Origin of the sequence: Nocardioides sp. NPDC057577 (genome assembly GCF_042801335.1) — a bacterium.
GTDB lineage: Bacteria > Actinomycetota > Actinomycetes > Propionibacteriales > Nocardioidaceae > Nocardioides.
The window spans coordinates 1-12,655 of the sequence record NZ_JBHVGB010000174.1 but is presented as its reverse complement, the minus strand read 5'-3'; the positions used below and the strand labels follow the sequence as shown (position 1 = coordinate 12,655).

The following is a 12,655-nucleotide window of genomic DNA, read 5'->3' as shown; positions in this document are numbered from 1 at the left end:
CCGCTCGGAGGCGGGTTTCTTTCGGTTCGGCATCTAGTTCTCGGAATTGTCGTTGCGTGCCATACGTCGCTGGGTATAGTCCGGCCGCATGTGGGGGAATGTGCTCAGGTCGGGGAAGACCCGGAAGATCTCGATCGCTTCGGCTGTGGCTGGCTGCGTGGCGGCCCTGGTCGTTGCGACGATGTCCGTGGTCTCGACGCCCGCGACCGCGGCGACCTGGTCACCACCGGCGGGTCCGTTCTTCAACAACCCGACCGGTGACGCGTCGCAGCGCAACTACATCGTCCACCGGATCAACAACAGCATCCGCTACGCGGCCAAGGGCTCCTACATCCGGTTCGTCACCTACAACCTGGACCGCGCCGACACCGTCGATCAGTTGATCGCCGCACACAAGCGTGGTGTCCACGTGCAGATCGTGGTCAACCGGAAGATGTGGAGCAGCGGCGAGCGGAAGCTGGCCGGCCGTCTCGGCACCCAGCGCAGCCGTCCGAGCTTCATCTACGGCTGCGCCGGCGCCTGCCGTGGATATGACAAGGGCAACCTGCACATCAAGATCCACTCGTTCACCCAGGTCGGCACCAAGCGCAACATCTTGATCAACAGCTCCGGCAACCTCGGAGGCGGCGCGGCCGGTTCGCAGTGGAACGACGCCCAGACGATCTACGCCAACGACAGCCTGTGGAAGACGTGGCTGCGGATGTTCAACGAGCTCAAGGCCGACCGGAAGGCGTCGCCGCGCTACGTGTCCTGGACCGGTGGCGGCACCTCGGTCGGCTTCCAGCGTCAGCGTCCTGGCGCGACCAGCGACGAGATCTACGCCCGCGGCAGCGGTGACCGGGTGATCGACCGGCTGCGGCTGATCGGCTGTCGCGCGCCGAGCGGCTACGGCACCAAGGGCAAGACGATCCTGCGGATCCACATGTACGCGTGGTACAGCCGCCGTGGCGAGCGCATCGCCGACGAGGTGGTCCGGCTGAAGAAGCGCGGCTGCGTGGTCCGGGTGATCGGCTCGGTGGCCAGCGACGTGGTCTACCGTAAGCTGAAGGCGGTCGGCATCCCGGTGCGCGACGCCGCCTGGGACTGGGGCCAGAAGAAGTCGACCAGCGGCGACAACATCGTCTACGGCTCGCGCTGCTACTCCCACTACAAGTGGATGAGTGTCAACGGCCGTTTCGCGGACAAGGGCACCTTCAGCGTCTGGACCGGCTCGGAGAACTGGTCGCCGCCGTCCTTCAGCAACGACGAGGTCACCTTCCGGTTCACCTCGAAGAGCTACTACCAGGCCTACACCTCCCGGTTCAACAAGATGTGGGACAGCTCGCGGGCGACGCACCGGGTCTACCTGGAGCCGAAGAGCCGGCCCTGCGCCTGAGGTTGGGGCGGGCGCTAACCTCGCCGGGTGAGCTTCGGTGAACTCGGTGGGGCCCTTCGACCGCTCGACGGCGGCTGGTCGGGTGAGACGTTTCTCGCGGAGGCCGGCGGGGAGAGGTCGGTCGTGCGGGTCTTCGCCGACCCACGCCACCACCCGCAGGCCGCGGAGGTCCACGAGGCCCTGCACCGTCTGGTGCGGGGCCTCGTCCCGGTCCCGGACGTCTTGGAGGTACGCCGCGCCGACCCGGCAACGGGCACGCCGGGGCTGCTGGTGACCGAGTTCGTCGAGGGCGTACGCGGTGACCTGCTGCTCGCCGACCTGGACGAGGCGCAGCGAGGTCGGCTCGGGCGTTGCCTCGGGGAGATCGCGGGCACCCTGGCCGGGATGCCGTTCCTGAGTGCCGGGACCTTCGCCGACAAGGACCTGCGGGTCGAGGCGTTCGAGCTGGACCTGACCGAGTGGGTCGAGTCGTACGCCGAGCGTCTGGACTGGTCGCCGTCAGACCTGGAGGGGCTGCGGGACGTGGCCGCCGACGCCCATGACCTGCTCGACACGGTCGCCCGGGTGAGCCTGGTGCACAGCGACCTCAACCCCAAGAACCTCATCGTGGACCCGGAGACGCTGCGTGTGCGCGCGGTGCTGGACTGGGAGTTCGCCCACGCCGGCTCACCGTTCGCCGACCTCGGCAACCTGCTGAGGTTCGACCGGGACGCGGCGTACGCCTCGGGGGTGCTGGCGGGCTACGTCGGGGTGCGTGGCGGCAGCGCCACGGATGCCCGCGACCTGGCCCGGTCCGCGGACCTGGTCGCGCTGGTCGAGCTCGGTGCTCTGCGTATGGCCAATCCGGTGGCCGCCCGGGCTCACGACCTCCTGCTCGCGATCGCACGATCCGGGGATGTCCACACCGCCCCGTAGGGCGACGATCGTGGCTAGGATCGGAGCGCGCCGGACGGTGCCGGCGCTACCTGGGGGATGGTTGTGGAAGTGAGTGAGTTCGACGGGGCTCGGGGCCCCGCCGGAGGTTGGTGGCGTGGCTGGACGCCCTGGATCTCGGCGCTCGTGCTGTCTGCGCTGTTCGCAGCCGCGACGACGGGGATCGCGTTCGTGCGGAAGTCGTATCAGCCGCCGGTGGACTATCCGGCGATGACCGACCCCGAGCCGACGGCGAGCACGGCGGCCTCGCCCGCGCCTGCGAAGCAGCATCGCAGCGAGGCGCCGTCGACACGGCCGACGGGCGCGGCCGCCGAGCCGACGCCGGTGAAGGCGCCCCGGAAGGTCCGGCCCTCGGCGTCCGGGTCGGGGAGCGGCGAGCCGATGGCGACGGCGGAGCCGTCCGAGAGCCCGTTCGACCCGCTCAGGGGTCTCGGGGTGCTGTTGGGCCTGGGCGAGGAGGACTGACCCGGCCGTACGGTCCGCACGGCGAAAGGGTGGTGGCTGCTCACGGCGGACCGCCTAGGCTTTCTGTCATGAGCGCAGAGGCAGTGATCCGTGAGGTGGCGACGAACGCACGAGAGGCGAGCTACCAGCTCGCGGTCGCGCCGCGCAGTGTGAAGGACGCGGCGCTGCACGCGATGGCCGACGCGCTCCTGGCGCGTGCCGACGAGGTGCTGGAGGCCAACGCGGCTGACGTCGCCCGTGCCGAGGCCTCGGGCAGCCCGGCCAACATCATCGACCGCCTCACCCTGACCCCGGAGCGTCTCGACGGCATCGCCGCCGCGCTCCGCGAGCTCGCCGCCCTCCCGGACCCCGTAGGAGACGTCGTACGCGGCAGCACCCTCGCCAACGGCCTCGAGTTGCGCCAGGTGCGGGTGCCGTTCGGTGTCGTCGGGATGATCTATGAGGCGCGACCCAACGTGACTGTGGACGCCGCCGGGATCTGCCTGAAGTCCGGCAACGCGGCGCTCCTGCGCGGCTCCTCCAACATCGCGTCCAGCAACGTCGCGATCGCCGCAGTGCTCCGCGACGCCGTCGTCTCCGTCGGCCTCCCGGCCGACGTGATCCAGGTCGTGCCCGGGGAGGGCCACGACTCGGTCAAGGCGCTGATGCGTGCCCGCGGCCTGGTCGACGTGCTCATCCCACGCGGTGGCGCCGGGCTGATCCGCAGCGTCGTCGAGGAGTCGACGGTGCCGGTCATCGAGACCGGGGTGGGCAACGTACACGTCTACGTCGACAAGGCCGCCGACCTCGAGAAGGCGGTCGCGATCGTGGTCAACTCCAAGACCCAGCGCACCAGCGTGTGCAACTCCGCCGAGTCGCTGCTCGTGCACGCCGACATCGCCAAGGAGTTCCTGCCGATGGTGGTCCCCGCGCTGCAGGAGCGCGGGGTGCAGATTCTGGGCGACGCTGCCTTCCAGGCCTACGACCTGGTGGAGCCGGTCACCGACGAGGACTATGCGGCCGAGTTCCTGGCGCTGAAGATCAGCGCCGCGGTCGTACCTTCCCTCGATGCCGCGGTCCAGCACATCCGGCGCTGGTCGAGCGGCCACACCGAGGCGATCCTGACCGAGGACCTGGGCGTGGCCCGCCGGTTCACCGCAGCCGTCGACTCCGCGGCGGTCATGGTCAACGCCTCGACGCGGTTCACCGACGGTGGCGAGTTCGGCTTCGGCGCGGAGATCGGGATCTCGACCCAGAAGCTGCACGCCAGGGGCCCGATGGGGCTGCCCGAGATGACCTCGACGAAGTATGTGGTCACCGGGGACGGGCACGTGCGTTGACCTGGCACGAGGCAAGGTAATCTGTGCGCCATGTCGAACTCTGTTGTGTCGAGCATCATCACCTCCGCTGAGCACGGGGCCGAGCACGGCACCTCTGGCATCGAGTGGGTCATCGGCGGCGGCGCCCTGGCGATCCTCGTCTTCGCTCTCCTGGTCCTGGTCTGGTTCGCCGGTGGCCGTGAGCACTCCTGAGCGCTGATCAGATGGGCAACGGGGGAGTGCCCGAGCCAGGTCTGGAGGGTCTGACCGGCAAGCGCCGCGTCGGGGTGATGGGTGGCACCTTCGATCCCATCCATCACGGCCACCTGGTGGCGGCCTCCGAGGTGCAGTCCTTCTTCGACCTCGACGAGGTCGTCTTCGTGCCCACCGGCGACCCGTGGCAGAAGGCCGACCGCGACGTCTCGCCGGCCGAGCACCGCTACCTGATGACGGTCATCGCGACCGCCGCCAACCCGCGCTTCACCGTGAGCCGGGTCGACATCGACCGGGCCGGCCGCACCTATACGCGCGACACGCTGCGTGACCTCGCCAAGGCGCTGCCCGATGCGGAGCTCTACTTCATCACCGGTGCCGACGCGCTGGCCGAGATCTTCACCTGGCGCGACACCGACGAGCTCTTCGAGCTCGCCCAGTTCGTGGGGTGCACGCGCCCGGGCTACACCATGGACCCCGAGGTCATCGCGAAGATCCCCGCCGACCGGATCACCATGCTCGAGATCCCGGCTCTGGCGATCTCCTCCTCCGACTGCCGCGAGCGGCGTCACCGTGGTGAGCCGGTCTGGTACCTCGTCCCTGACGGCGTGGTCCAGTACATCGGCAAGCACGACCTCTACCGCAAGAACCCATCAGACAAGGACCGCGTATGACCGCGACCGAGCACGCCATCGAGCTCACCATCACCGCCGCCCGGGCGGCCTCGGACAAGAAGGCCGGACACATCCTGGCCTTCGACGTCAGCGACCAGCTGGCCATCACCGACGCCTTCGTGCTGGCCTCCGCCCCCAACGAGCGGCAGGTGCAGTCGATCGTCGACGAGGTCGAGCTGAAGCTGCGCGACCTCGGCTCCAAGCCGCTGCGCCGCGAGGGTCACAAGGAGGGACGCTGGGTGCTGCTCGACTACGGCGAGATCGTCGTGCACGTCCAGCACGAGGAGGAGCGCCAGTTCTACGCCCTCGAGCGGCTCTGGCGCGACTGCCCCTCGATCTCGCTGCCCGCCGACATCGTCTCCGAGGGCTGATCGCGCCCGTGACCCGTCGCATCGTCCTCCTCCGCCATGGCGTCACGCCCTGGAACGCCGACGGCCGCTACCAGGGCCAGACCGACATCGAGCTGGCCGAGACCGGCCACCAGCAGGCCAAGGCCGCCGCTCGTGCGATCGGGACGGCCTATGCCGTCACCCGCCTGGTCTCCTCGGACCTGATGCGGGCACGGCAGACCGCTGCGTACGTCGCCGAGGAGACCGGCCGGGAGGCTGCGTACGACCCGAGGCTGCGGGAGGTCTGCGCGGGGGAGGCCGAGGGCATGAACCGCGCCGAGATCTTCGAGCGCTTCGGTGAGATGCCGGCCAGCTGGGAGCCCTTCGGCGGGGAGTCCTGGCCCACGGTCGCGGCCCGCTTCAGCGGCGCGCTCCACGACGTCGCCGAGACCGTCGCGGCCGGCGAGACCGTCGTGGTCGTCGCTCACGGCGGCGCGATCCGGCAGGGCCTGGCCGCCTTCCTCGGCTGGGACCCGACCGTCGTCACCACCCTCGCGCCGCTGACGAACTGCGCCTGGATCGAGCTCGTCGCCCGGGAGTCCGCTCACGGGCTGATCCCGTCGGCGCCCTGGCGACTCGCGACGTACGGAATGGGGGCCCCGATTTCGTGATCGACGGAGCATTCCGCTACTGTTCTTCTCGTTGCCCGGGTTGATCACCGGGACAACGCCAAGGGGGTGTGGCGCAGCTGGTAGCGCATCTGCATGGCATGCAGAGGGTCAGGGGTTCGAGTCCCCTCACCTCCACCGAAACACCTGATCAGGGCCATGTTTCAGACCTTCACAGAAGGTTCGAAACATGGCCCTGATCTGTTGCCGAGGGCTACGGGATCCTGGGGTCGATGGTGATCGGTGAGCACCCGCGCTACGGGTTGACCCGCGAGACCTCGTTCCTCTGAGAGATCACGCCTGGCGGTGCGTGCCGAACGTACGGCCCTGGTAGGTCAGGGCCGCACGTTCGGCATCGTGGAACGCCGCTTCGACGAGACCGCAGACGAGCACGTGGTCGCCGCCGGGCTGGATGCGTTCGACGGTGCAGCGCACCCATCCGGACACATCGCCCAGGCGCGGCACGCCGGACTCGAGCGACCATGCCAGGTCCGCGAACTTGTTCGGGGCCTTGGACGCGAAGCGCATCGCGAGGTCCTTCTGGTGGGCCGCCAGGATGTTGACCCCGAACCGGCCGGTCCGCTGGATCGCCGCCAGGGTCGTCGAACCGCGGTCGAGCGCGACGACGATCATCTCGGGGGCCATCGACAAGGACATCACCGCGCTGACGGTGGCGCCGCTGCCCACGCCGTCCTCGGCTGCGGTGATCACCGAGACGGGTGCGGCCATGTTGGCCATGACGTCTCGGAAGGACGAGGACGGCGTCATGGTGTGGCGCGGCCGCACGGCGCGACCCAGGGCCGCGGACGTGTGCTCGCGTGCGGGTGTGATCGTCATCGGAAAACTCCTGGGTCTGTGCCGTGGACGGGTCAGCCGGCCAGGCCGGTCTCGGCCCAGAACGCCTCGAACTCGGCCGGCACCGTGTCGGAGCCGTGGGTCACCTTGCCGTCCACGAACCGGTGCGTGAAGACACCCTGTACGTCCAGGGTCTTCTCGCCCAGGCGACGGTAGAGCCGCAGGGTCGCGGTCACGATGCCCTCCGGCGTCTCGAACGCGTCGAGGACCTCGTTGGACGACTCGTCGAGCTTGGCCAGCACGCCGAACGCCTCGAGGAAGGACGCCTTCGTGTAGACGGTCTGGGTGCCCTCGAGGGTGAAGCCGGCCCAGGAGAGGCCGTCGTCGTAGAGGGCGACGAGAGGACCTGCATCTCCGGCGTCGGCAGCGGAGAATGCGTTCTTGAGGGCGTCGATGTTGGATCCGGTCATCATGTTCTCCTGGTGAATTCGGAAGAGATAGAAGGCATCGGTGAATTCGCGAGAATGCACGTCGATATAGAGCTGGATCCGGTCGAGATCGGACAGCCCTGAATTCGGCTCGGCGAATATCTTCTGGTGTGACGTGCATTACTCTCTCGCGTCTCTCCCGCGAGCGTCACCGCATGACCACGTGGTCCGCCACGCGATCCGTCGCCGTCGCGGGCATCACTGCTGTACGGGGCAATCGCGTTGTCCCAGGACTGGTCGCGGTCCATCGGTCTACAACTTGACCCCCTCCGTGTGGGCGGCGCTGCGCGAGTGTCTCGGGAGGTCGATCGGAATCGATATCGGGGTGCCGGTCGACGGTTGACATGTCAGGACTTGTCGGCAAAAGTGATGGACATCACCACGTCTCGGTGGTGCTCCATAATCCACCTCGAGGACGAGATGAATACCGACGAATGGGAAAGAATTCGATCTCTTCACGCGGACGGAGAGACCATCAAAGGAATTTCCCGCAGGCTCGGCATGTCTCGCAACACCGTGCGCCGCGCGCTGGCGCTCGAGAGTGCGCCCGGCGACCGTCGTGGCACGCAGCGGACGCTCTATGACGCCAACGAGTCGGCGATCAAGCGCGAGCTCCATCGTGATCCCGAGATCGCGGTCCGCGACCTCGCCGCGGCGCTCGAGTGGGAGCACGCGGCGTCCACCCTCGCGAAGTACGCAGCACGCGCCCGCACCGAGCTGACGGCCGAGGCCGATTCCGAGCGATCCGAGGTCGCCGCATCCTCGGCCTCCCCGCACGCCTCGCTGCCACGCTTCGCGACGAGCTTCGTCGGCCGCGACACCGAGGTCGCCCGGCTCCGCAGCCTGCTGGGGGAGCACCGTCTGGTCACGATCACCGGCCCGGGCGGCATCGGCAAGACTCGGCTCGCCTCGCACGTCGGTCGGGAGGTACGCCGCGCCTTCCCCGACGGGGTCCGGTTCGTCGGGCTGGCCGGGCTGCTCAGCCCCGAGCTCATCTCCCAAGCCGTGTTCGAGGGGCTGGGGCTCGCCGGCCGCGACCAGCAGGGCGAGACGGCGGAGGAGGCTCTCCTCGAGCACCTGTCCGACCGCCACATCCTGCTCATCCTGGACAACTGCGAGCACCTCGTCGACGCGTGCGCCGATCTGGTGCATCTGCTCCTGCAGGGCACCACCAACCTGCGGGTCCTGACCACCAGCCGGGAGGTGCTGGCGGTTCCGGAGGAGTTCGTCTTCGCGCTTGCACCGCTGCAGGTCTCGGCAGCGGGCGAGGAACGTTCGGCGGCCGGGGTGGGATCGGCGCTCGCGCTGTTCGAGAGTCGCGCCGACGCGGTCCTCAGCGGCTTTCGCATCGACGAGAGCAACCGCGAGGCCGTACGCCGGGTGTGCGAGCACCTCGACGGCCTCCCGCTCGCGATCGAGCTGGCCTGCGCCCGGCTCCCGGTGCTCTCGGTGGCCGATCTGGCCGAGCGCCTCGACCACCGCCTCGACCTGCTCACGACGGGCAACCGGGCCGCGGCCACCCGGCACCGGAGCCTGGCCGCCACCCTCGACTGGAGCCACGACCTCTGCACCAGCGAGCAGCGGGTGCTGTGGAAGCGGGCCTCGATCTTCACCGACGGGTTCGACCTGGCGATGGCCGAGGAGATCTGCACCGACGCGGACTTCACCGCCGCGCGGATCCTGGACGCGATCATGGCGCTGGTCGGCAAGTCGATCCTCATCCGTGAGGAGCGCGCCGGCGCGGTGCGGTTCCGGATGCTCGAGACGATCCGCGAGTATGGCCAGGGCCAACTGGACCAGGACGAGTCACGCGACCTCCACCTCCGCCTGCTCGACTGGATCAACGACAAGGTCAGCGAGCTCGTCGCAGCCTGGCCCGGCCCCGACCAGGTGCGTATCAACGCCTGGTTCCGCGCCAACCGCGCCAACCTGCGCAGCTCCCTGAAGTGGGCCCTGGAGGCCCAGAGCGACGTCGCGGTGCGGCGTACCGGGGCGGAGGTCGTCTCCGAGCCGTGGTTCCTGTGGGCGGGTGGCTTCTCCGTGCGTGAGCACCGGCTCTGGCTGGACCGCGCCGCCGCCGCGGTGACCGACCCGGAGGGCCGGGGTCGAGTCCTCGCCACCATGGCGCTGGTGCAGACGCTGCAGGGCGACCGGCACGGGGCTGCGGTCTCCCTCGACGCCGCTCACCGGCTCGCGACCGACGCCGGACACATGGAGACGCTCGACTTCGTCGAGCACACGCGCGGGCTGGCTGCCTACTTCGCGGGCGAGGCGGATGCGGCCGAGCCCTTGCTGCTCAGCGCCCTCGAGCGCTACCGGGAGCGCGAGCCCCGGGGCGGACTGCGCTCCGCCCTCGACGTGCACCTCGGGATGCTCTACGCCTACAAGGGCCAGGCGGACGAGTCGCGCCGGCACTATGCCGAGGTGCAGGAGCGCGGTGTGACCAGCGGAGAGCGCTGGTTCCGCGCCTACGCCGAGTTCGGTCTCGGCGCGATCGCGCTGGCCGAGGGCGACGCCGACCGCGCCCACCAGATGGCGCTCGACGGCCTGGCGATGATCCGGGACTTCGACGACGAGATCGGGGCGACCCTCATCCTGGACCTGCTCGGCTGGGTCGAGTCGGTGCGCGGGCACGGCGAGCGGGCAGCGGTGCTGATCGGCTCGGCGTCCAAGCTCTGGGGTGCCTTCGGCAAACAGCTCTACGGCTCCAGCCACTGGGTCCAGGTGCGAGAGCGGTACGCCGCGGCCGCGGAGGCGCTGCTCGGCGAGTCGAGCTACGCCCAGCTCTACGCCGACGGGGCCGCCAAGTCGGTCTCCGAGGCCATCGGCTTCGCGCTCGAAGAGGTCTCGGACCGGCCCGTCCCGGCCGCGCGGACCTCGGCCGGACCGCTGACCAAGCGTGAGCAGGAGGTGGCGAACCTGGTCGCTCAGGGACTGTCCAACAAGGAGATCGCCGCGCGGCTGGTGCTCTCGCCCCGCACGATCGAGGGGCATGTCGAGCACGTTCTGCAGAAGCTGTGCCTCACCAGCCGTACCCAGGTCGCCCAGCTGATCGGCTCGGCCACGGGCCCGACAGCGCCGTGGCCGAGCGCCGGCTGATCAGCGCTGGCGGCCCTCGCCGTACTCGGCCATGATCGGCGCGGCCGCGTCCACCATGGTCATCGGGTCGACCAGCAGGTGCTGGGTCGCGATGGCGGCGTCACGGGTGGCCCGGCCGAGCGCGGTCGGGTTGCGGAACGACTGGCTGCCGCCCCAGCGGTGCGCGAAGCCGGTCACCGTGGCGGCCACCTCCTGGACCCAGGTGATCGACTGCCGCAGCCGAGCGCTGTGCGTCTCGGTCAGGTCGTTGCCCGCGTTGATCCAGTCCTCGGCCTCGCGGTGAACCTCGTAGACGTACGCCCGGGCGGCTCGGTAGAGCGCCTCGGTCTTGGCGAACTCCAGCTTGAACAGCTCCGAGTCGCCGATCACCGTCGGGTAGCCGACGCGGGCCTTCACCGTGGCGATCTTGACGATCTCGTCCAGTGCGCGCCGGGCGATACCGAGCGCGACCGGGGCGTGGCCACCGACCCCGATGCCGAGCAGGCCGAAGCGGTAGACCGGCTCCTGGCGTTCTGGCGTGGTGGAGAAGGTGTCGAAGACGTGCTCGTCCGGGATGAACAGCTCGGTGATGCCGTAGTCGTAGGACCCGGTGCCGACCAGACCCCAGACGTCCCAGTTGCCGCGGAACTCGACCTGGTCCCGGGGCACGAACGCCGTGCGGCACATCGGCTGCCCGTCGGGCGAGCTCTTCGGATTGCCTTCGTCGTCGGTGACCACGAAGCCGGCACCGATCCACGAGGCGTGCGCGGAGCCGCTTGCGAACTGGTAGTTGCCGGTCACGACGTAGCCTCCGTCGACCTTCTTACCGCCGCCGGTCGGCAGGATCATGCCGGCGGTGATCCCGGGGAGGTCCTGGCCGAAGAGATCCTGGGCGCCCTGAGCGGGAAGGTAGCCGGCCGCGAGCGACGTACTCAGGCTGTTGGCCATGAACGCCCAACCGGTGGAGCCGTCGGCGCGCGAGAGCTCCTCGATCACCTCGAAGCTCTCGACGAGGCTCAGGCCCTCTCCGTTGAGCTCCTCGGGGACGAGCATCCAGAACAGACGCTCCTCCACGAGCGCGTCGTAGACGGGCTTGGTGATCGTCGCCTGCTCCTCGATGGCGTCGGCCTCCGCCTCGACCACCTCTGCCACCCTCCGGGCGCGGTCGAGGTGGTCCTGGCGGGTGCCGGTCTCGTTGGCAAGTACTGATGTCATGGCTATCTCCTTGGCCGGGCCGCGGCCCGATACGCGAACGTGATGTGCATCACGATCGCCGAGCGCGACGGCCGGCGTATCCGCACGACCACGTGGTCCGGTACGTGTTCGACACCCGTCCGCGGACCAGGACGCTCGTGGGGCGCCGGCGGGTGAGATCACCGGTCGGCCCGGTCCACGTGGTTGACCACGTGGAAACCCGGTTGGCCCCGTGGCCGGACTCGACCAGTGTCGACGTCTGTTAGGTACGTCACACAGGAGGACACCATGGGAACACTCGACGGAAAGGTCGCCCTGGTCACCGGCGCCGCCCGAGGCCAAGGCAGGTCACATGCGATCCGGCTGGCGGAGGAGGGTGCGGACCTCATCCTCGTGGACGTCTGTCAAGACGTCTCCACGACCGACTATCGGGGTGCGCGGCCCGAGGACCTCGCCGAGACCGCCAAGCACATCGAGAAGGCCGGTCGCACCGTGGTCGCGCACGAGTGCGACGTACGTGATCTCGCCGGTCTCACCGAGGCGGTCGCCGACGGTGTGAAGCAGCTGGGCAGGCTCGACGTCGTCGTGGCCAACGCCGGCATCTTCTCCTCGGCGCCGGTCCACGAGCTGACCGAGGACCAGTGGAACGAGATGATCGACGTCAACCTCTCCGGCGTCTGGAAGACGGTGCGCGCGACGGTCCCGACGCTCATCGAGCAGGGCGACGGCGGCTCGATCATCCTGATCAGCTCCACCGGGGGCACCATGGGATTCCCGAACTTCGCCCACTATGTCGCCGCGAAGCACGGCGTCATCGGCCTGGTCCGTTCGATGGCGAACGAGCTCGGTGCCCACCGCATCCGTTGCAACGCGGTCCAGCCGACCTCGGTCCTCACCGACATGATCGACCACGAGGCGATGTACCGGCTGTTCCGGCCCGACCTCGAGTCGCCGACCCACGAGGACTTCCGTGAGGCCTGCGAGGCCGGGATGAACCTGCTGCCCATCCCGTGGCTCGAGCCGCGCGACGTGAGTGCCGCCGTGGCCTGGCTGGCCTCGGACGAGGCCAGGTACGTCACCGGGATCGCGCTGCCCATCGACGCCGGCGCCATCACCAAGATGTGACCCGACGCCTCCGCGAGCAG

At 69.3% G+C, this 12,655-nt stretch carries 13 protein-coding genes and 1 tRNA gene; 11 read left to right on the top strand and 3 right to left on the bottom strand.

Going from position 1 to position 12,655, the window contains the following annotated elements; translation table 11 throughout:
* Nucleotides 1-88: 88 nt before the first annotated feature.
* The 9 genes from ACFU7D_RS24675 to ACFU7D_RS24635 all read left to right on the top strand — a co-directional run bounded on the left by ACFU7D_RS24675 (nt 89) and on the right by ACFU7D_RS24635 (nt 6,093).
* Nucleotides 89-1,375, top strand: coding sequence for a phospholipase D-like domain-containing protein (locus tag ACFU7D_RS24675; protein WP_378872296.1), 1,287 nt, complete (start codon nt 89-91; stop codon nt 1,373-1,375).
* A gap of 27 nt (nt 1,376-1,402) precedes the next feature.
* Nucleotides 1,403-2,290 (top strand): phosphotransferase family protein, encoded by an 888-nt coding sequence (locus ACFU7D_RS24670; RefSeq protein WP_378872293.1) that lies wholly within the window; start codon nt 1,403-1,405, stop codon nt 2,288-2,290.
* 69 nt (nt 2,291-2,359) lie between these two features.
* Nucleotides 2,360-2,773, top strand: a complete 414-nt coding sequence (locus ACFU7D_RS24665) for a hypothetical protein (protein WP_378872290.1) — start codon at nt 2,360-2,362, stop codon at nt 2,771-2,773.
* A gap of 68 nt (nt 2,774-2,841) precedes the next feature.
* Nucleotides 2,842-4,092 (top strand): glutamate-5-semialdehyde dehydrogenase, encoded by a 1,251-nt coding sequence (locus ACFU7D_RS24660; RefSeq protein ID WP_378872287.1) that lies wholly within the window; start codon nt 2,842-2,844, stop codon nt 4,090-4,092.
* A 30-nt stretch (nt 4,093-4,122) separates the two neighbouring features.
* Nucleotides 4,123-4,284 (top strand): hypothetical protein, encoded by a 162-nt coding sequence (locus ACFU7D_RS24655; protein ID WP_160027856.1) that lies wholly within the window; start codon nt 4,123-4,125, stop codon nt 4,282-4,284.
* A gap of 11 nt (nt 4,285-4,295) precedes the next feature.
* Nucleotides 4,296-4,958 (top strand): nicotinate-nucleotide adenylyltransferase, encoded by a 663-nt coding sequence (nadD, locus tag ACFU7D_RS24650; protein ID WP_378725821.1) that lies wholly within the window; start codon nt 4,296-4,298, stop codon nt 4,956-4,958.
* Nucleotides 4,955-5,329: a ribosome silencing factor gene (gene rsfS / locus ACFU7D_RS24645; RefSeq protein WP_091047921.1), complete on the top strand. Its 375-nt coding sequence runs from the start codon at nt 4,955-4,957 to the stop codon at nt 5,327-5,329. Before nadD ends, rsfS begins: the two co-directional genes overlap by 4 nt.
* Before the next feature lie 8 nt (nt 5,330-5,337).
* Nucleotides 5,338-5,958, top strand: coding sequence for a histidine phosphatase family protein (locus tag ACFU7D_RS24640; protein ID WP_378872285.1), 621 nt, complete (start codon nt 5,338-5,340; stop codon nt 5,956-5,958).
* 62 nt (nt 5,959-6,020) lie between these two features.
* Nucleotides 6,021-6,093, top strand: a tRNA-Ala gene (locus ACFU7D_RS24635).
* A 156-nt stretch (nt 6,094-6,249) separates the two neighbouring features.
* Here ACFU7D_RS24635 and ACFU7D_RS24630 read toward each other — a convergent pair.
* Nucleotides 6,250-6,792, bottom strand: a complete 543-nt coding sequence (locus ACFU7D_RS24630) for a flavin reductase family protein (RefSeq protein WP_378725817.1) — start codon at nt 6,790-6,792, stop codon at nt 6,250-6,252.
* 32 nt (nt 6,793-6,824) lie between these two features.
* Nucleotides 6,825-7,220: a hypothetical protein gene (locus ACFU7D_RS24625; RefSeq protein ID WP_378725815.1), complete on the bottom strand. Its 396-nt coding sequence runs from the start codon at nt 7,218-7,220 to the stop codon at nt 6,825-6,827.
* A 519-nt stretch (nt 7,221-7,739) separates the two neighbouring features.
* Here ACFU7D_RS24625 and ACFU7D_RS24620 point away from each other — a divergent pair.
* Nucleotides 7,740-10,337 carry an ATP-binding protein gene (locus tag ACFU7D_RS24620; RefSeq protein WP_378872282.1) on the top strand — a complete coding sequence of 866 codons (2,598 nt, stop codon included), beginning with the start codon at nt 7,740-7,742 and terminating at the stop codon, nt 10,335-10,337.
* Here the strand turns inward: ACFU7D_RS24620 and ACFU7D_RS24615 are convergent, their stop codons facing one another.
* The gene (locus tag ACFU7D_RS24615; protein ID WP_378725811.1) at nt 10,338-11,531 is read right to left on the bottom strand and encodes an acyl-CoA dehydrogenase family protein; all 1,194 of its coding nucleotides are present in this window, start codon (nt 11,529-11,531) and stop codon (nt 10,338-10,340) included. It abuts the gene before it with no gap.
* Nucleotides 11,532-11,798: 267 nt separating this feature from the next.
* On the opposite strand from ACFU7D_RS24615, the gene ACFU7D_RS24610 reads away from it, so the two are divergent.
* On the top strand, nt 11,799-12,635 hold the full coding sequence (locus ACFU7D_RS24610) for a mycofactocin-coupled SDR family oxidoreductase (RefSeq protein ID WP_378872280.1): 837 nt from the start codon (nt 11,799-11,801) through the stop codon (nt 12,633-12,635).
* The last annotated feature ends 20 nt before the right edge of the window (nt 12,636-12,655 follow it).

Bases quoted from the DNA above. Each gene is read 5' to 3' on its own strand.
- ACFU7D_RS24675 (WP_378872296.1), top strand. From the start codon at position 89: ATGTGGGGGAATGTGCTCAGGTCGGGGAAGACCCGGAAGATCTCGATC.
- ACFU7D_RS24660 (WP_378872287.1), top strand. From the start codon at position 2,842: ATGAGCGCAGAGGCAGTGATCCGTGAGGTGGCGACGAACGCACGAGAG.
- ACFU7D_RS24655 (WP_160027856.1), top strand. From the start codon at position 4,123: ATGTCGAACTCTGTTGTGTCGAGCATCATCACCTCCGCTGAGCACGGG.
- nadD (WP_378725821.1), top strand. From the start codon at position 4,296: ATGGGCAACGGGGGAGTGCCCGAGCCAGGTCTGGAGGGTCTGACCGGC.
- rsfS (WP_091047921.1), top strand. From the start codon at position 4,955: ATGACCGCGACCGAGCACGCCATCGAGCTCACCATCACCGCCGCCCGG.
- ACFU7D_RS24630 (WP_378725817.1), bottom strand. From the start codon at position 6,792: ATGACGATCACACCCGCACGCGAGCACACGTCCGCGGCCCTGGGTCGC.
- ACFU7D_RS24625 (WP_378725815.1), bottom strand. From the start codon at position 7,220: ATGACCGGATCCAACATCGACGCCCTCAAGAACGCATTCTCCGCTGCC.
- ACFU7D_RS24620 (WP_378872282.1), top strand. From the start codon at position 7,740: ATGTCTCGCAACACCGTGCGCCGCGCGCTGGCGCTCGAGAGTGCGCCC.
- ACFU7D_RS24615 (WP_378725811.1), bottom strand. From the start codon at position 11,531: ATGACATCAGTACTTGCCAACGAGACCGGCACCCGCCAGGACCACCTC.
- ACFU7D_RS24610 (WP_378872280.1), top strand. From the start codon at position 11,799: ATGGGAACACTCGACGGAAAGGTCGCCCTGGTCACCGGCGCCGCCCGA.